The organism is Halalkalibacillus halophilus DSM 18494 (genome assembly GCF_000423105.1).
Classification (GTDB): Bacteria; Bacillota; Bacilli; order Bacillales; family Alkalibacillaceae; genus Halalkalibacillus; species Halalkalibacillus halophilus.
This window is the reverse complement of the sequence record NZ_AUHI01000008.1, coordinates 58916-75604: the sequence shown is the minus strand read 5'-3', so window position 1 is coordinate 75604 and position 16689 is coordinate 58916. Positions and strand designations below refer to the sequence as shown.

Annotated in this window: 22 protein-coding genes, 1 pseudogene and 1 other annotated feature; of the genes and pseudogenes, 19 read left to right on the top strand and 4 right to left on the bottom strand. The window is 35.5% G+C overall.

Annotated elements, in window-relative coordinates:
- The first annotated feature begins 56 nt into the window (after window positions 1-56).
- A complete protein-coding gene (locus tag G532_RS0106085) occupies window positions 57-500 on the top strand; it encodes a hypothetical protein (RefSeq protein WP_027963999.1) in 444 nt (147 codons plus the stop codon).
- Between the two features lie 87 nt (window positions 501-587).
- Window positions 588-1058: a hypothetical protein gene (locus tag G532_RS0106080; protein WP_027963998.1), complete on the top strand. Its 471-nt coding sequence runs from the start codon at window positions 588-590 to the stop codon at window positions 1056-1058.
- Window positions 1059-1240: 182 nt separating this feature from the next.
- On the opposite strand, the gene G532_RS0106075 is transcribed toward G532_RS0106080, so the two are convergent.
- The 3 genes from G532_RS0106075 to G532_RS0106065 all read right to left on the bottom strand — a co-directional run bounded on the left by G532_RS0106075 (window position 1241) and on the right by G532_RS0106065 (window position 3068).
- Window positions 1241-1594 carry an NIPSNAP family protein gene (locus G532_RS0106075; protein ID WP_027963997.1) on the bottom strand — a complete coding sequence of 118 codons (354 nt, stop codon included), beginning with the start codon at window positions 1592-1594 and terminating at the stop codon, window positions 1241-1243.
- A 79-nt stretch (window positions 1595-1673) separates the two neighbouring features.
- Window positions 1674-2279 carry a cysteine peptidase family C39 domain-containing protein gene (locus tag G532_RS0106070; RefSeq protein WP_027963996.1) on the bottom strand — a complete coding sequence of 202 codons (606 nt, stop codon included), beginning with the start codon at window positions 2277-2279 and terminating at the stop codon, window positions 1674-1676.
- Between the two features lie 75 nt (window positions 2280-2354).
- On the bottom strand, window positions 2355-3068 hold the full coding sequence (locus tag G532_RS0106065) for an alpha/beta fold hydrolase (protein WP_027963995.1): 714 nt from the start codon (window positions 3066-3068) through the stop codon (window positions 2355-2357).
- 432 nt (window positions 3069-3500) lie between these two features.
- On the opposite strand from G532_RS0106065, the gene G532_RS0106055 reads away from it, so the two are divergent.
- The 7 genes and pseudogenes from G532_RS0106055 (at window position 3501) to G532_RS0106030 (ending at window position 7462) form a co-directional block, all read left to right on the top strand.
- Window positions 3501-4322, top strand: a complete 822-nt coding sequence (locus tag G532_RS0106055) for a sugar nucleotide-binding protein (RefSeq protein WP_027963994.1) — start codon at window positions 3501-3503, stop codon at window positions 4320-4322.
- 368 nt (window positions 4323-4690) lie between these two features.
- The gene (locus G532_RS0106050) at window positions 4691-5344 is read left to right on the top strand and encodes a pyridoxine/pyridoxamine 5'-phosphate oxidase (protein WP_035512637.1); all 654 of its coding nucleotides are present in this window, start codon (window positions 4691-4693) and stop codon (window positions 5342-5344) included.
- Window positions 5343-5486, top strand: a pseudogene (locus tag G532_RS16235) (peptidase E); the annotation flags it as partial. The gene G532_RS0106050 and the pseudogene G532_RS16235, both read left to right, overlap by 2 nt.
- A gap of 18 nt (window positions 5487-5504) precedes the next feature.
- A complete protein-coding gene (locus G532_RS0106045; RefSeq protein WP_035512634.1) occupies window positions 5505-5945 on the top strand; it encodes a GNAT family N-acetyltransferase in 441 nt (146 codons plus the stop codon).
- A 54-nt stretch (window positions 5946-5999) separates the two neighbouring features.
- The gene (locus tag G532_RS0106040) at window positions 6000-6542 is read left to right on the top strand and encodes a GNAT family N-acetyltransferase (RefSeq protein WP_027963991.1); all 543 of its coding nucleotides are present in this window, start codon (window positions 6000-6002) and stop codon (window positions 6540-6542) included.
- The gene (locus G532_RS0106035) at window positions 6542-7018 is read left to right on the top strand and encodes a GNAT family N-acetyltransferase (protein WP_027963990.1); all 477 of its coding nucleotides are present in this window, start codon (window positions 6542-6544) and stop codon (window positions 7016-7018) included. Before G532_RS0106040 ends, G532_RS0106035 begins: the two co-directional genes overlap by 1 nt.
- A gap of 69 nt (window positions 7019-7087) precedes the next feature.
- Window positions 7088-7462, top strand: a complete 375-nt coding sequence (locus G532_RS0106030; RefSeq protein ID WP_169513898.1) for a DUF4367 domain-containing protein — start codon at window positions 7088-7090, stop codon at window positions 7460-7462.
- Here the strand turns inward: G532_RS0106030 and ligD are convergent.
- Window positions 7459-9168, bottom strand: a complete 1710-nt coding sequence (gene ligD / locus G532_RS14865) for a DNA ligase D (RefSeq protein ID WP_051189081.1) — start codon at window positions 9166-9168, stop codon at window positions 7459-7461. The genes G532_RS0106030 and ligD overlap by 4 nt on opposite strands.
- Window positions 9169-9253: 85 nt before the next feature.
- Here ligD and ku point away from each other — a divergent pair, with 85 nt between their 5' ends.
- The 10 genes from ku (at window position 9254) to G532_RS0105975 (ending at window position 16585) form a co-directional block, all read left to right on the top strand.
- Window positions 9254-10099, top strand: coding sequence for a non-homologous end joining protein Ku (gene ku, locus G532_RS0106020; RefSeq protein WP_027963988.1), 846 nt, complete (start codon window positions 9254-9256; stop codon window positions 10097-10099).
- A gap of 60 nt (window positions 10100-10159) precedes the next feature.
- Window positions 10160-10368: a binding site (T-box leader), on the top strand.
- Between the two features lie 40 nt (window positions 10369-10408).
- The gene (gene argS, locus G532_RS0106015; RefSeq protein WP_027963987.1) at window positions 10409-12097 is read left to right on the top strand and encodes an arginine--tRNA ligase; all 1689 of its coding nucleotides are present in this window, start codon (window positions 10409-10411) and stop codon (window positions 12095-12097) included.
- 21 nt (window positions 12098-12118) lie between these two features.
- Window positions 12119-12979 (top strand): aminoglycoside phosphotransferase family protein, encoded by an 861-nt coding sequence (locus G532_RS0106010; RefSeq protein ID WP_027963986.1) that lies wholly within the window; start codon window positions 12119-12121, stop codon window positions 12977-12979.
- A 9-nt stretch (window positions 12980-12988) separates the two neighbouring features.
- Window positions 12989-13663, top strand: a complete 675-nt coding sequence (locus G532_RS0106005; RefSeq protein ID WP_027963985.1) for an HAD family hydrolase — start codon at window positions 12989-12991, stop codon at window positions 13661-13663.
- A 157-nt stretch (window positions 13664-13820) separates the two neighbouring features.
- Window positions 13821-14057: a hypothetical protein gene (locus G532_RS0106000; protein WP_027963984.1), complete on the top strand. Its 237-nt coding sequence runs from the start codon at window positions 13821-13823 to the stop codon at window positions 14055-14057.
- 152 nt (window positions 14058-14209) lie between these two features.
- A complete protein-coding gene (locus G532_RS0105995) occupies window positions 14210-14455 on the top strand; it encodes a hypothetical protein (protein ID WP_027963983.1) in 246 nt (81 codons plus the stop codon).
- Between the two features lie 252 nt (window positions 14456-14707).
- Entirely contained in the window at window positions 14708-15346 is a 639-nt protein-coding gene (locus G532_RS0105990) for a hypothetical protein (protein WP_027963982.1), read from the top strand.
- A 153-nt stretch (window positions 15347-15499) separates the two neighbouring features.
- Window positions 15500-15709 carry a hypothetical protein gene (locus tag G532_RS16185; RefSeq protein ID WP_169513897.1) on the top strand — a complete coding sequence of 70 codons (210 nt, stop codon included), beginning with the start codon at window positions 15500-15502 and terminating at the stop codon, window positions 15707-15709.
- Window positions 15710-15771: 62 nt separating this feature from the next.
- Window positions 15772-16170, top strand: coding sequence for a GNAT family N-acetyltransferase (locus G532_RS0105980; protein WP_027963980.1), 399 nt, complete (start codon window positions 15772-15774; stop codon window positions 16168-16170).
- Complete coding sequence (locus G532_RS0105975; RefSeq protein ID WP_027963979.1) at window positions 16160-16585, top strand: N-acetyltransferase; 426 nt, start codon at window positions 16160-16162, stop codon at window positions 16583-16585. The genes G532_RS0105980 and G532_RS0105975 overlap by 11 nt, the downstream gene beginning before the upstream one ends.
- The last annotated feature ends 104 nt before the right edge of the window (window positions 16586-16689 follow it).

Here is a 16689-nt window from a genome sequence, read left to right as displayed (position 1 = left end):
TAAACTAACTAAATATATTATAAGAGAAAAATCATTTGTATTAAGGGGGGATAGAGGTGAAAAATCTATTTATATCTTCAATATTTATAGTGATTTTGTTACTTTCTGGATGTTCGAATACAGAAACGACTAACTATGAGTATACATTTATAGGTGAAGGTGAGTCTTGGGAAGCTGAATATATTTATGAGGGAACAGAAATTTGGGAGGAAGAAGATGGAGTGAACAAGTATTCTAATGAAGGTGATTCTGAATTTAAACTGAAGTACAAAGAACTGGAGGAAGATGTCCAGTCAATAGAATTACTTGAATTTTCATATGATGCAGGGGCAGAAGGTGGATATAGAAGTAGGGAATTCGATGAACCACCAAGTAATGCTACGTTTACAATTAGTGGAGTAAGCACTAGTACAAAAATAGAAGAGGATGCGGTAGTTCAAGTGAATGTGAAATGGAATGATTCCGAAGAGTCATTTGAATTGATAAACCAAGAAAAGTAATCTAAGGACGTTCCGTTTTATGTATTTAGTAGCATTTTTTACTGTAACATTTCTTGTGTTCTTGATGTTCTGAAAGGTAGGTTCCTAATGAAAAGTTTAATAGCAAGTTTTATTATAATTCTATTGTTAGCCGCTTGTAGTACTGATGATGAACAGAATAATTCCAATGTACGTTTAGAGCTAGAAGGTAATGATTATAATACTGTGTTACTTCAAAAAAATGAAGAAAATCAATCGTCTAGTGATATGACAGAACAGTTTAATGATGAAGGAACCATTGATAATATTATTTCGATAATAAATGAAGAGAATATCAAATTAAATAGTATTGATGAGATAGATAGTATTGAGGATAAAATGGAGTTAGAAACTTATTATAGCTTTGGCTTTTCTGAAAATGATGCTGCAAATTCTTCTAGCATTTTTACGTTTACAATTTTTGAAGATGGAACGGTTATTTCATCTTCACCTAACACAGATGACAGTCATTATTCTTTTATTTCAGAAGACCTTCAGACAAATTTGTTAGATAGATTAGAAAACATTATAAATAAGTAAAATGGTTTGTGGTCATTTTTACCCACCGTGCTGTAATAAAAAGAAAAACTCTCTTGATGAGAGCACACATCCTTTTTTAGTTGAATTTTAGAGTGAATAGTGGAAGGAGTGGAAAGATCCGAAATGGGTTTCCACTTTCTTCTTTCAATAGTAAAAGGATCATATCTTAATCTCTTATGCTATTATTTTAAATCATCATTAGATACTGTTGAAACTAAAGCTTCGTTTTTAGCTTCCAAGATATATTCTTCTAACACATAATCTCTTCCACCAAAATCGTTGTACCATTTGTTAATTCGTTCAATATGCTTGTCATCATTTCGAATTTTTCCCTCAATATTAATATATTCTTCATAACTATCATATTCCCAAATGGCAAATATTTCAGTGGTGTTGTCATTGTTAGCTTTCATCCAACGACCAATTAAACGAGAACCATATTTAAGTTGGTTCGGTAGATTAGTATTAATGAAATGGGCGTTAAACTCATCTACAAAATCATTTTTTATTACATAACTTTTTTGTCTATAGAACATTCCCTTATCCTCCTATGTTCAAAAGTTTAAATTGAAGTTGCTAAAGTAAAATAAGTTTGTGTCGTTATTTATATTTGCTTTATAAGGTCTTTACCGTTATGTACGTATTGCTATAAAAAAGCGTATTAAAATTCTTTATATTCCACAATTTCTTAAATTCACTAATAGGAACTTTTCGATTAAAGCTGGAATTATCTTTACTATTAATCAATGGCTCTAAAGATTCTGCAAGGTAGAAATGGTCCTCGTCATAACCTACTACAGGGACAAAGTGCAAGCTATGATGTCGATTTTGTACTTTAATAAAAACAATTACGGGATTTCCTTTACTAACTTCGTGCTTTAATGTATTTATATTTCCTTTATAATAGCTTGTTTTAAATCCCTTTTCTTTTAATACCTTTCGAATTCCCTTAGGGTATACTTCGCCTGAACTTGTTTTACATGGAAAGTTGGTATACAACTCTTTTCCATCTGCCTTCATTCCAAAATGGCGTAACATATATGCAGTCGAAAGTGCTGCACATTCCCTTTTGTTTTGTATCTCGATCCTTTTATTTCCTTTTATTAAATAGTTGGACGGATAATCCTGTTTTCGTAAGACAGGCATAGGGAACGTCATTAAATAAGCATTAATGATCGTAGTTATAATAATCCATAAAATAATTGATCTTACTATAAACATACTAATTCCCCCAGTGCCTTGCACGAATAAAAAAATCCTGAAAAATTATTACGATTTCCTTGTTCAATACGGATTTTAATTGTTAATTTCAGTTATAAACTTTTCTAAAATTCTTGAATATAAATCTGGTTGTTCCAAATGGACTAAGTGTGAAGCAAATGGAATAATAGATACATGAACATCATCTTTTAATAAAGGGTATAAAAGTGTCCCTTTAGTTTCTTCTTTATTTCCCTCCCCAACAATATACAAGACAGGAGAAATGATGCCGTCTAAATCTTTAGTTTCTTCAAATGGATACCAATTTTCATCCTTGACCATCTCTAAAAATTGTCTCCAATCAGACTTATGCAAATTATCAAAGTAACTTAAAGTATTTTTATTTTTTAATAGTTTTGCCTGATGTTTAATGTCTTGTTTCTGCATATCTAACCAGTCATCTGGTCTTTCGGATAAAATGCCTGAAATTGTTAAACTTTTTACTTTAAGAGGAAACCTTTTCGCATAAAACAATCCCACCAAAGCACCTAACGAGCAGCCTACAATATGTGCAGAGTCAACTCCTAAGTGGACGAGTGTTTCATCAATATCTACTGCTGAGTCCTCAAAAAAATTAGTAAAGTCATCTCCCAATGAATTGCCATGACCACGCAAATCAGGTAGGATTATTTTATATTTATCTTTAAAATAATCTCTCTGATATTCAAAATCTGTTACACCAGTTTGCAACCCAGTGTGTAAAAATACAATTGGTTCTTCGTCTCCAATAACTTCAGTATGTAAAATCAATATACTCCCCCATTCTATTTCATTTCTTTCTGAGCAAAAAAGAGTCATCATCACTGCCAAGATAACTAGAGTACTCACAACTAAAGTTGACCTTAAAAAAATGATTGAAATAAGGGACTTGCTATGAACATACCAATCAACATTCCAATGACCCCAATTAATATGTACGTTAAGGCTTTTTTATTATTTTTCATTAAAAAGTTCTCCTTCTCATATTTTTCTGAAAATTTAATTTTGATTAACTAATTGTATCATAAGTTTCTATAATTGGAATTAAATTACCTAAAATAGTAATTTTATTTCTAAGATTTTTAGGAGTGAACAATTGTATGAACATTAGGGGAGATATGAAGGTGGATGAAATTGTCTTTTATATAATTTCATAGTATATTCTAGTAAAATAGTAGCTACAAAAGTTAGTGGGTGGTAAGTTTGAAAATTCTAATCTTAGGAGCAAGAGGATTTTTAGGTTCTAATTTAATTAGATTAATAGAGGGTTCCAAATATACAGTATTGGGTACTTCGAGGTCAGTGAATGAAAAATCGAATATAATAAAGTTGGACGTAACTGATAAAATTTCCATCTCTCAGACAATAAAAAATTATCAGCCAGATACTATCATATGGTCACTGTTAGGGATGGAGAATGAAGATTCACTAATTAATATTGGTCTTTCTAACCTTTTGTCTTCTATACCGTCAGAAACAAAACTGATCTTCATATCAACTGATGCTGTTTTTTCTGAGGGGAATGGGGGTTACCTTGAATTAGATAATACGCACCCTATGGCTGGGGACTCACCTCTATCAACCTATGTTAATTCTAAAATAAATGGGGAGAGGATGATTCAAGAAAATCATCCAAATCACATAATTATTCGACCTGGTCCTATATATGGTGGTCACTCATATGAAAATATGGAGATACGAACTCAAAAGGTTATTAGACAAGTTGAAGAAAAATATTTCTTTAATGCTGCTGCAAATTTGTATCGTACATTTGTACATATAGAAGATTTATCTAATGCTATATTAGAGATTATCAACATAGACTTTCATGGCATATTGCATATGGCTTCGCAAGAGAAGTTAAGTTATTTTGCATTTTATACAGAGCGGTTAAGTGGTTTGGGTTATTCAGAAGACGTAATAAGACCAATCAAAGTAGACGTTGATAATAATTCAGATATTATATTGGATACTTCCTTGAATACTCATAAAGTGAATCGATTGCTTAAAACTCGTTTTAGATAGATAACTTGATGAAAAGGAGTAAATAGTGTGTGGCTTTTAATTGTATCATTCATATCTTTAGTTATTTGGATCATCTTATCTTACGAAGTTATGAGTTCTTCAGATAGGAAAATAAATAGAGGCAAAATTATAATTTTATTGTCAGTAGGAACGCTATCAACACCTATTTTAACCATTTCCCTCTTCCAAAGCCTCTAAAGTATATTCTTAATGTTTACTGGACTCTATATTGGATACTTTATTAGATTAATAAAATGCTGAGAGGTAAAAGTTTAATCACCATATGGTAAAATAAATTAAACTAAAATCTTTGAACACACCCGGCATCAAACTTTGAATTAACAATTAATAAGGAGCTGTATATTGCTATGAATCACATTAGGAACAAAATCCAAGATAGTAAAACGCTCTTAGGGCCTTTCCCAACATTTGATGTCGAAGGTACCCCTTATTTCCCTAACGAATTATTTTTAGAATGGTTTCAAGTTGCGTTGGCTCATGATGTGCATGAACCTCACGCAATGACGCTTTCAACTGTTAATAAAGAAGGTGCCCCAGATTCTAGAGTTCTCATACTTAAAGATGTGGATGAAGAAGGATGGTATTTTGCTACTAGCACCAATAGTGAAAAAGGAAAACAATTAATGAATAACTCTGATGTCGCTTTGAACTTTTATTGGTCTATAATTGGTCGTCAAATCAGAATACGTGGTAAAGCGATGAAGATGGATGAAGAAACAAATGTTAAGGACTTTTTGAACCGTGGAAAGGTAGCGCGCGCCATTTCACTAATTGAAAAACAGAGCTCTATTATAGATAAACAAAGTGATTTTGAGGAAGCTTTAAAAGCTCGACTGTCTTATTTGGAAGATCATCCTGATGAAGTAGCAGCATCGTGGACTTTATTCAAAGTTGTGGCGGATGAGGTTGAGTTTTGGCAAGCGGATGAAAATAGACAGCATATTAGATTAAAATATGATTTAGAAGGTAGGGACTGGATAAAAAAGCTATTGTGGGCATGATGACGGCGTTGCTCTTCACTATATTGATGAAGAACTTGATAAAATCGTCAGTTCAAGGCCTAACGCCAAAGCTTATAAAGTTTCGGCTGAGGACGGTGTCAAAGAAATAGAACTCCAAACCACTTATTTAGGGGCCAAATAAAATTGATAGGAGCATATAATGAGAGATAATCTTAAAGTACAAGAACTCCAAACTCAAAACGAGATCCTTGAAGCATTTCCTGTGATGAATCAATTGAGGACTCACCTGGATAAAGAGAGCTATCTTGAGTTGATTTTAGAGGCACAGGAAAAAGATCGTTATAAACTGTTTGCCTTAATTGATGAAGATGAGATGGTAGCTGTTATCGGATTTAAGCCGATGATTACCCTTTACTACGGTCGTTTTGTTTGGGTTTGTGATTTAGTTACTAACCAACAAAAACGCTCGAAGGGTTATGGGGAGATACTGCTTAATCACATTCACGAATGGGCAAAGAACAATGGCTATGAAAGTGTAGCGCTGTCTTCAGGGTTAAGCCGATCAGAGGCGCATCGGTTTTATGAAGAGAAGATGGATTATGAGAAGGTTAGTTATGTATTTAAAGCTTCATTAGATTAATTAAATTTGTAGGTTAGTTTAGCCTCAGACGTACGTATATAAGGAGGGAACGAATTGCTTTCATCAAAAAGGATCAAGCTAAGAAAAGTAGAAAATGACGATGTCGAAACCTATCATCAATGGAGAAATGACTTAGAAGTGATGGCGTCTACAAGCCCATCTTTAGATTTATACTCATTAGACGACACTCGAGGCTTTGTTGAAAACGTATTTATAGGTTCCGATTCCTCCAAGAGTTATATGATAGAGGAACTAGATCAGCAACAAGCAATTGGAATCACCTCTCTAATCAACATCGATTATAAAAATAGAAATGCAGAATTAATCATTGATATTGGGGAGAAGACTTACTGGGGAAGCGGTTATGGAACTGAAGCGGTGACTCTACTGTTGAATTTCGCTTTCCAAGAACTTAATTTTCACAGGTTATCATTAAGGGTCTTCTCATTTAATGAAAAGGCCATTCACTTATATAAGAAATTAGGTTTTCAAGAAGAAGGTAAAAGTCGCCAAGCTTTATATAGAAATGGTCGGTGGCACGACATTATACATATGGGACTATTGAAAGAAGAGTTTGAAAGTCGAGGTGAAGTGTGATGTCGGTACCTGAGGTCAAGCTAAGTCATTATAGTACCGAACACCAAAAAGCGCTTGATTCATTTGTGCTTCCTGAGGACCAGATTAAATTTACAGCACTTCCCAACAAGTACACTGAGGTAGAAGAAGGTCAGCATCGGATCGTGATTCTGAACAACTCGAAGCCGGTGGGATTCTTTTTATTACATGCTACCGCGAGAGTGAAAGATTACTCTGACAATCCTAAAGCTATGTTGTTAACGTCTTTATCCATAAATCAAGCTGCACAAGGAAAAGGTGTTGCTAAACAAGCTATGACTCAGCTTAGAGAGTTTGTGAAACGTGAATTCCCAAGCTGCGATGAATTGGTGTTAGCTGTTAACCATAAAAATATCGCGGCTCAAAAGTTGTATGAAAAAGTTGACTTTCAAGATACGGGTAGGAGAGTTTACGGGCCAATTGGAGAGCAGTTTGTGATGAGTAGCGAGGTGGGGTAGTTTGAAAAAATATTTATTATTTTAATGACCTTTCTGCTTGCCGGATGTAGTAATAGTGCTACAAGTGATTTGGAAGAGCATCAAAAAAATGAGTTGGGTGAAGCAATAGAAGAACTTTCATTTACCCCTGAAATTCCTAGAGAAATCCCGTTTAAAGCAAAAGATATTGAAATAACTGCGGATCGTTCCCTTTTTTCTGTGAAATTTATTGGAAACGATCAAAATGAACTGACCTACCGATCTAGTTTAGCACCGAATACTTTTGATTTTACTAGCGAAAAGGTAGAAATACATAAAGATCTTGAAGGTAGTTATGGTAACGATCAGGACCACAAAATTTTGAGGTGGAACAATGAAGATATCTTTTATGAATTATTAGCAAATAGTAACACAACTTCTAAAGAAGAATTAATTAAAGTCGCAAGGAATGTTGAGTCCTATTAGATCACCCAAGGACATCCTTTCTCTTCCATCCTCTTAACTACATTTCCAATCGTAAACTGCCTAGGATCCAGTCCTTCCTTCACTTCCTCCCAAAACAAGGGTGTCGCGACGGTTGCTTCTTTGGTCCCTCTTGGGGAGTAAGGGGCAATGATCGTCTTTCCTTCAGCGTGTTGGACATAGTCAATATAAAGTCGTTTGCCTCGATTTTTTATTAGCCTTTCGGTGGTAAAAGAATCGGGGTATTTTTGTGTTAAGACGTTGGCTACTGCTTCCATAAACGTTCTTGTTTCTGCAAAGGTCATGTCTTCTATTGGCACATGTAACTGAAGGCCTGTTCGACCCGACGTTTTAGCATAGACTTTATATCCGTGGTGCTCACACATTTGTTTAATCAAATGTGCAGCTTTAATGGCTAAGTTAAATTCGTTTAATGAAGGTGGATCTAAATCAAAGACCATCTCATCTGGTTTAGAAGAATGTATGGTTTGAAAAGGGACGTGATACTCCACACCAGCTTGATTGCCAAACCAGATTAGGGATTGCAAGTCCTGGCATAACAAATCCTCCCCAATCGATTGAATGTAATCAGGAGCATAGTCCGGTAAATGTTTTTGATAAAAAGAATGAGCATCGACACCATCTGGAAAACGAATCATGGTTAAGCGCTTATCTTTTATTTTTGGTAATAAAAGGGGAGCGATTTTGCGTAAATAAAAAATTAAGTCTTTTTTTGTGTATTGATCGAAAATGAGTTTATCTTGGTTGGATAATTCCACATTTTTCGGAAGCATAGCTAGGCCAGTTTTTACCTGTTCCATCGTACAATCCTTGGCAACTAGGTCGTGTCTAAAGGATTTAAAAACGGGTTCTCTAAGTTCACCTTCATGAGCATGCAGACAATGTACATCTACACAAATAGACGGGGAAACTTTCCACGAGGAACCTATGTTTTCCCCATGTTTTCGTATCAATTGTGTGAGTGTGTTTTTCTCTTCATCAGAAAAACCGTGCTTGATTTTCCCAAGGTCTATTAGTTGCTTGTCATTATATATAGACATGCCAAAGTAGTCATTCTCAAGATTCCAAGAGGTGATGATTCCACTGATTGTTCGCCAATTTTTAATTTTGATCCATTGATCCGTTCGTTTTCCTTCCACGTACTTGTTTGTTATTTTTTTGGCGACCACGCCTTCCCCTTGATGTAGAAAAACCTTATCAAAGGCTTCGTCGTAATGCTCATACGTATCAACAAGTTTTAACCTACTTTCCCACGGCATCTCTTCTAAAGCGGCTCTTCTTTTGTGATACTTAAACGACTTTAAACTTTTCCCATTTTTCATAACCAAATCAAACACCATTAGTGTCGAAGGTCGAGATATTGCGGCTGATTTAATCTTACCCACTGATTTCATTCGACCTCTTTGTTGGACTTGGGAAAAATTACTTTGAAGGGGCGTGTTTAGTATGACAATCTCGCCATCAAGGTGTAGAGGAAAAAATGTTTTAAAATGGTCTCTGTTCTCTGTGCACCAGTCTAGAATTTCTGGAAATTGCCTAGATAAATCATTGCCATTGCGACTCCACAGTTTTACGCCAGACTCGTTCCATTCAAGCCCACAGCGAAATCCGTCATATTTAATTTCATAAATCCAGTCTTCATCAGTTGGTGGTTCGTCCATTAACGTGGGTAGCATCGGTTTCCACATGTTCATCATCCTTTTTATTAATTTTTGCTTATTTTGTATTTTTATTAAAAAAACTCAAAAGCTAAGCAAAAAGGAGGCATCTAGCATGCATACGATGTGGAAAGGATCGATTAGCTTCGGACTGGTTAATATTCCAGTTAAATTACACTCTGCAACGGAAAGCAAAGACATAAAGCTACGCCAATTGCATAAAGAATGTCAGAATCCAATTAAGTATGAAAAAGTTTGTCCTGTGTGTGATCGCGAGGTGGAGAAAGAAGAGATTGTGAGTGCTTTTGAGTATACCAAGAATAAATTTGTGATGCTTGAAAAAGAAGAAATGGAAAGCATCAAAGAAGAGAAAACAGACAAGTCTGTTGAGATTATAGATTTTGTGAAATTAGAAGAAATTGATCCTATCTATTTTGATCGGAGTTATTATTTGTCGCCAAATGAAGGCGGAAGCAAAGCCTATTCCTTATTAAGAGAAGCTTTGAATGAATCGGGTAAGATTGGACTTGCGAAAATTATGATCCGTTCCAAAGAACAGCTTGCCGTAGTGAGGATTTATAAAAATACTTTAGTCATGGAAACCATTCATTATCCTGATGAAGTTAGAGATGTCGAAGAGGTTCCGAGCGTTCCAGAAGCGGATCAAGTCGCAAAGAAAGAACTGGATACCGCCAAGTTATTGATTGATCAGTTAACAACCGAATTTAAACCAGAAAAATATACCGACGATTACCGCACCGCATTGTTAGAATTAATTGAAAAGAAAAAGGCAGGGGAAGACATAGCAACCGCCAAAGAAACACCAACGAAACCAGACAACGTCACCGATCTTATGTCAGCTCTAGAAGCATCATTAGAGAAAACGTCGAAAGAGAAGTCTACGAAAACAAAAACGACTAAGAAGAAAACGACTAAAAAGAAACCAGCGAAAGCGAATTAAAATTATTTTACAAAATCTGTTTGATATTTACTTATCGAATGTATATAATGAATCTTAATATTAAACTCGGTGAGGAAGAGAGTAGCTACGATAAGTGTTTTGAAGCGAATTAGGGAGTGGTGAGAGCCTAATAGACACCTCATAGTGAAGCGCACTTCTAAGAGACCACCTGAAATTAATTAGGAGTGGTCGGGTCATGCCCGTTATCCATGTGAAGTTGGTTCAGTGTGAACAAGCAGAGTGGTACCACGGGTAATCTCGTCTCTATTTTTAGAGGCGGGATTTTTATATTTAAAAGGAGGGGTATGTATGTCCTATGTTGATGTATTTTCGGATATAATAGCCAAGCAATTAAACGGAGAACTAACCAAAGAGGAAATTATGAATGTAGTCGAAAAGCCGAAGTTTGAGGGCCAAGGCGACTTAGCGTTTCCTTGCTTTACATTAGCGAAAACAATGAAGGTTGCTCCTCATAAAATTGCGAGCGATCTCGCGCAAAAACTGGAGCATCCGCTTTTTGAAAAGGTGGTTTCTGAAGGACCATATGTAAATGGGTTTTTAGACCAAACAGAAGTGAGTAAAGAGGTGATGAAAACTGTTTTGGAACAGGGAAGAAACTTTGGCTCGCATGAATTTGGCCACGATGAACGGATTGTAATTGATTTTTCCTCACCTAATATTGCCAAGCCATTTTCGATGGGGCATTTGAGATCAACGGTGATCGGAAATGCTATTTCAAACATAGCTGAGAAATGCGGTTACCAGACAGTGAAAGTTAATCATTTAGGAGACTGGGGAACGCAATTTGGAAAGCTGATTGTAGCTTATAAGCTTTGGGGGAATGAAGCTACAGTCAGAGAGGAGCCTATTAAAGAGTTATTAAGTCTTTATGTAAAGTTTCATGAAGAGGTAAAAAATAATTCTGACTTAGACGAACTTGCGCGTGAATGGTTTAAGAAACTTGAAGATGGTGATGAGGAAGCATTAAATTTATGGAGATGGTTTAGAGGCGAATCCCTTAAGGAGTTTTCAAAGATTTATGAGCTTTTAAACGTTGCATTCGATTCTTATCATGGAGAAGCATTTTATAATGATAAGATGAAAGACACGATTACGGAACTTAAACGTAAAAATTTAGTTACTCATTCAGAAGGTGCAGAGGTCGTTGAGCTATCAGAGTTCAACATGCCGCCTTGCTTGTTAACAAAATCAGATGGGGCGACACTTTATGCTACTCGGGATCTGACTGCTGCCTTTTACAGATATGATAACTATAAGTTTGCGAAATCATTGTATGTCGTAGGCCATGAACAAAGCTTACACTTCAACCAATTATTCTCTGTACTAAAAAAAGGAGAGTATCCGTGGGCAGACCGTTTGGAGCATGTTCCGTTTGGGTTTATTTTAAAAGATGGTAAAAAGATGTCCACTAGACAAGGAAAAGTGGTTTTATTAGAAGAAGTAATAGAAGAGGCAATCTCCACAGCTAGAAATAATATTGAGGAAAAGAACCCTGAATTGAATGATAAGGATGACGTCGCACGTATGGTTGGGGTTGGCGCAATTATTTTCCACGATTTAAAGAACGACAGAAAGAGCAATATCGAATTTTCAATCGAGGATATGCTTAGGTTCGAAGGCTCGACTGGTCCTTATGTTCAATATACGTACGCAAGAACTCAGTCGATTTTACGAAAAGCAAAACTTGAAAAGATTTCAACAGAAACCGGCTTGAGCGATCCCTACAGCTGGGCGGTTATCAAGGCGATTGATACGTTTCCAAAAACCATATTAAAAGCATTTCACGGAAATGACCCGTCACAGATCGCCAAGTATTTGATTGATTTATGCAGGGACTTTAATAAGTACTATGCGAATGAAAAAATATTAATTGACGATGAAGGATTAGAAGCTAGATTGGCATTGGTTAAAAGTGTTTCCATAGTAATAGAAGAAGGGTTGAATTTACTAGGCATTGAAGCGCCGAAAGCAATGTAGCTGCATAAGGGAGGGTCTTGATTGGTACAAAAAAAAATTGAACACTTTGGACTTAATGTGGTTTCGATGAGTGAGGTTCCGGATGCAAAAAGTTCGACCGTTTATAAATGTCAATTGAATGACGGGGAGAGCGTCTATTTAAAAATCCCTTTTTCCCATTTGAAATATCAGCGTGAACTCGAATCCTATGAGATATTAAGAGGACGTGTTGCTGTGCCGGAGTTACTAGATTATTGGTCGGGAAGTGACGAGGAGCCGGGAGCTATTTTATTATCAGATTTAAAAGGAGAACCATTATCCGCATCATCTTCAGAATCGATAGCTTATCAGGTAGGAGAGCTCCATGCTCAGCTTCACAATATAACACCCCCTGAACACCTTGAGTTTAAAGGAATTAAAAACGAATTTCCCGCCTGGGCTACATTTGTGGAGGATCAATTTTTCAGCTTTGCGGAGGACGTGAAAGAGGTTATTGATCAATCGTTGTACCAAAAAGCCCTGCAAACCTTCCAAGACATGAAGAGTCAGCTCCCAGAACCAGTTGGACCGAGCTTTATTCATATGGATTTTCGCCCGACAAATATTATTACTGATGGGGAGCAGGTGAAAGGTGTAATCGATTTTGAAAGTGTACGGTTCGGGGCAACTGAAATTGATTTTACAAAACTCTACCGGGATTATTTAAGTCTAGATACTAATATTTTTCATGCTTATAAGCAAGGGTATACAAGCATCAAACCGATTATTGATTTAGAAGCGGTGCTGCCATTTTACCGATTTACCGATGCATTTAATAGTATAGGCTGGTGTAAGCGACGAGGTGTGAATGAGCACGCTAATTTTTTGGAAGAGAATGTAGCGAGACTTCAAGAGATGGTGTAGGTGTTTGAGATGATAAGAAGTATTATATTTGACCTGGATGGAACTTTATTAGATCGAAATAAGTCTTTGAGAAAGTTTTTAGAATCACAGTATGAGAGGTTAAGAAGTAATTTTAGTCATATTCCTAAAGAAGATTTCGCCTCAAGGTTTATACAATTAGACGATAACGGTTATGTTTGGAAGGATGTAGTTTATCAAAGCCTAATTAAAGAGTTTAATATAACAAAAATATCATGGGAAGCGTTAGTGGAGGATTATCTTAATCACTTTCCTTCATGTTGCGTACCATACCCAAATTTAGAAAAAACACTATCCACCTTGAAAGATCATTCTATTAAACTAGGGATTATCACAAATGGTAAGTATCCATTTCAACTAAATAATATCAAAGCACTTGGGATTGAATCCTACTTTGACGAAATATTAATATCAGAACAAGAGGGAATTAAAAAGCCGGACCCCCTAATTTTTCAAAGGGCTCTACAAAGACTAAATGTGACCCCTGAAGAAACCATGTTTGTTGGCGATCATCTTATCAATGATGTCGGGGCTTCAAGTCAAATAGGGGTGAAGAGCGTTTGGAAGAGAAACGGAAGTAATGAAAGTTCTTGTGTTGCCGATTTTGTTATTGATGATTTGTCGGAGTTTTTAGCATTAAATTTATCAGGACCTAACCCAACATAAATTCTTATATCATATAGGAGTTAGCTGTTTCGTTACTAGGTGAAACATAGGGAGGAATCATTAAATTGGATAATGAATATAACAGAAACAATCTTCCAATAAGCTAATTATTTTTCGAAGTCGTCGAATAGTGCTGTAAAAAAGAAGGTGGAAATCAATGAGTAATATTGATAAAAGAAATCGTTTAAGCGATGTTCCTTTTCATTATCGAGTCAATAAAGGCAATACAGTATTTCTGGATTATGAAGGTAAGCAAGTTAAAATTTTAAAAGGGAAGACCGCAGAGAAATTTATAAGAAAAATAAACATTGCTGAAAACGAACAGGAAAGACAATTAATCATGGCAAAGATAACAGGAAATTTTAAAAGAGGAAATGAAGGTAAAAATCGTTGAAGTGGGAATGAGTTCTTCAATTTACTTACTAATTTTCTGCACTATTTTTTTGAGTACATCGACGAATGGATATTAAATGTAGATTAGGGTGTTAGTTCAGTAATTGTCTTCTTTGTTCAAGATTGTAAATACTTATTATAAGGAGGTCTAATATGTATCCGTGGATATCGCCTATTGATAGTAAGAATGAAGGTAATCATGATTATCTTGAAAAAGAAGTAAGTGTTGAAAAGATTTCTACTGAGGATTTTACAAGTTCATTATCGCCAACGTTTCAATTTTTAGCCTACACTTCTTATGCACTTCAATCACAAATTTACTTGGTAGTGCCAACTCCTAATAAAAAGGCGGAATCACTTGTCATGGATCAATTAGCTCCTCACTTTAACCATAGATAATAATTATTATGGGGTACGCCATTTCCCCAATTTTTCTCCTCGAACAGCCACGTATCAACAAGCCTTTTAAAGTACCTACAATTTCTATTTCTATTAAATCCAACTAAAAATTCATAATCTATGTTATAGCTAAACAAATCCATTTGAGCAAACAGAATTTTGTCAAAAAAATGGAGGAGAATGAAGAAACCTTGGAGAACAATGAAGTTACAGTAATTTTTTGGTTATTGCTATATAAGGAGTTGTGATTTCATGTCAGACAAAAAGAGATATTCAGAATTAAACGTAGAAAAGCTTAATATTGTTGATCAAGACGATAATTTAAAGATGACCCTATTTAACCAGAATAATATTCCGCCGGCGATTATGGATGGAAAGGATATTCTTCCAGGCCATAGACAGGAAGATCCTATTTCAGGGATTATGTTTTACAACAGTGAAGGTGACGAATGTGGTGGTTTGATTTTCGGTAGTGAAGTTGATGAGGAAGGCAATGTGGAGAGTGGCATGTCTTTTACCATTGATCAATATAAACAAGATCAAGTTGTTCAGATGCATTATACAGAGGAAAAAGGTCAATCACATTATGGTTTTGAAATTTTTGATAGGCCGAGTACTCCTTTGTCTAAAATTACAGAAGAAATGCAGGAAATTGAACGTGAGGATCTACCAGAAGCTGAGAAAGCAAAAGCGATTAATGACTTATTTCAAGGTGCTGCACCACGCGCCTCGATGAGTAAAACTCCAGATGGCGAAGTTGGCGTTAAACTTATGGATTCAAAAGGAAACCAACGGATTAGAATGGTAGTTGGTGATGATGACGTGCCAAGGATGGAATTTTTGAATGAAAAAGGAGAAGTTACTTATAAATTGCCGCCGGAAGGTAATTAGATTTGAATATTCATTATGGTGAAAGGGGGGAGTCGTATTAATAGGAAATGGATAATTTACATATTCATCTTATTCTTTTTAACTTTCTTAATAGTTGGAGGAAGTTTCCTATATAACAATTCTACAGCATCTGGAATTGCTGTTGTAAAAGTATTGGAAGTTGTAGATTCTGAAAATGAGATGTCTGTAACTGTACAATTTATGACTGGTGAAGTTGAGGCTTTAGAAATACATCCAGTTGCTATAAATCTGATTGACCCTGAACAAGTATATACTATAACCCATACTCAAAAATTGTTTGATCAATATAAAGTGATCGAAAGTATTGAGGAAACGGATACGAGTTGGGAATTAGTTGAATAAATTTTTATCTTTGGTGTTAGTTGTTTTTATTTCATAGAAGAGCTGAAGTGAGGGGGGGTTGGATGAACTTTGATTTAAAAATCAACATACCTATAGCGAATAATGAAGTACCAGAACTAAGAGCAGCTGTAGGCTGGGAAAGAAGAGAGCAAGATTATCCAAAGTTATTCGAACGTTGTAATTTTTGGATAGGTGTAAGAAACGATGAGGCGGAACTTATTGCTTTTGGTTATGTCTGCGGAATGGGATTAGAGCATGGTTACATGGAAGATATTATGGTGCACCCCTCCTATCAAGGAAAAGGACTAGCAACTAAAATGATAAAAGAGATGCTTGGGGAATCTAATAAATATGGTCTGGAGATTGTTTCTATTACTTATGAGAAAGAAAAGGAAAGTCTATATAAAAAGTGCGGCTTCAATCCGGGCACTGGAGGAGTATGGAAGAACAATGATACGTAAATTCATCAACAACGATTTAACTAACGTAATGAAGATATGGCTAAAGGCTAATGTTAACGCGCATGATTTTATCGACGCACAATATTGGCATGACAATTATGAAAGTGTAAAAGGGATGCTACCGGAAGCAACTATCTTTGTTTATGAAGAAAATAAGGAGATTCTCGGGTTTGTTGGTCTAAAGGAACATCAAATTGCAGGCATTTTTGTTGATCCTACAAAACAGTCTAATGGCATTGGAACTGCCTTACTTAATCATGTGAAGGATGGTTACAGCTCGCTTTCTTTACAGGTCTATAAGAAAAACAAGCGTGCGACCAATTTCTACCTTCGAGAGGGTTTTGAGGTTATAGACGATAAAGTGGATGAAAACACGCATGAGATTGAATATGTGATGGTTTGGTATTCTTTCTAATACTTGGAGAACATAGTTAGGTAATTATTTAAAGTGAAATTGAACGTAGATTAACTGTATGAAACTATGTTTTTTTATTTAAGGAATTTCTAGTATAAGGAGGT

What these genes read in the sequence shown, in the direction of transcription:
- G532_RS0106080 (WP_027963998.1), top strand. Translation starts at nt 588, where the DNA reads ATGAAAAGTTTAATAGCAAGTTTTATTATAATTCTATTGTTAGCCGCT.
- G532_RS0106075 (WP_027963997.1), bottom strand. Translation starts at nt 1,594, where the DNA reads ATGTTCTATAGACAAAAAAGTTATGTAATAAAAAATGATTTTGTAGAT.
- G532_RS0106070 (WP_027963996.1), bottom strand. Translation starts at nt 2,279, where the DNA reads ATGTTTATAGTAAGATCAATTATTTTATGGATTATTATAACTACGATC.
- G532_RS0106050 (WP_035512637.1), top strand. Translation starts at nt 4,691, where the DNA reads ATGAATCACATTAGGAACAAAATCCAAGATAGTAAAACGCTCTTAGGG.
- G532_RS0106045 (WP_035512634.1), top strand. Translation starts at nt 5,505, where the DNA reads ATGAGAGATAATCTTAAAGTACAAGAACTCCAAACTCAAAACGAGATC.
- G532_RS0106035 (WP_027963990.1), top strand. Translation starts at nt 6,542, where the DNA reads ATGTCGGTACCTGAGGTCAAGCTAAGTCATTATAGTACCGAACACCAA.
- ligD (WP_051189081.1), bottom strand. Translation starts at nt 9,168, where the DNA reads ATGTGGAAACCGATGCTACCCACGTTAATGGACGAACCACCAACTGAT.
- ku (WP_027963988.1), top strand. Translation starts at nt 9,254, where the DNA reads ATGCATACGATGTGGAAAGGATCGATTAGCTTCGGACTGGTTAATATT.
- argS (WP_027963987.1), top strand. Translation starts at nt 10,409, where the DNA reads ATGTCCTATGTTGATGTATTTTCGGATATAATAGCCAAGCAATTAAAC.
- G532_RS0106005 (WP_027963985.1), top strand. Translation starts at nt 12,989, where the DNA reads ATGATAAGAAGTATTATATTTGACCTGGATGGAACTTTATTAGATCGA.
- G532_RS0106000 (WP_027963984.1), top strand. Translation starts at nt 13,821, where the DNA reads ATGAGTAATATTGATAAAAGAAATCGTTTAAGCGATGTTCCTTTTCAT.
- G532_RS0105995 (WP_027963983.1), top strand. Translation starts at nt 14,210, where the DNA reads ATGTATCCGTGGATATCGCCTATTGATAGTAAGAATGAAGGTAATCAT.
- G532_RS0105990 (WP_027963982.1), top strand. Translation starts at nt 14,708, where the DNA reads ATGTCAGACAAAAAGAGATATTCAGAATTAAACGTAGAAAAGCTTAAT.
- G532_RS0105980 (WP_027963980.1), top strand. Translation starts at nt 15,772, where the DNA reads ATGAACTTTGATTTAAAAATCAACATACCTATAGCGAATAATGAAGTA.
- G532_RS0105975 (WP_027963979.1), top strand. Translation starts at nt 16,160, where the DNA reads ATGATACGTAAATTCATCAACAACGATTTAACTAACGTAATGAAGATA.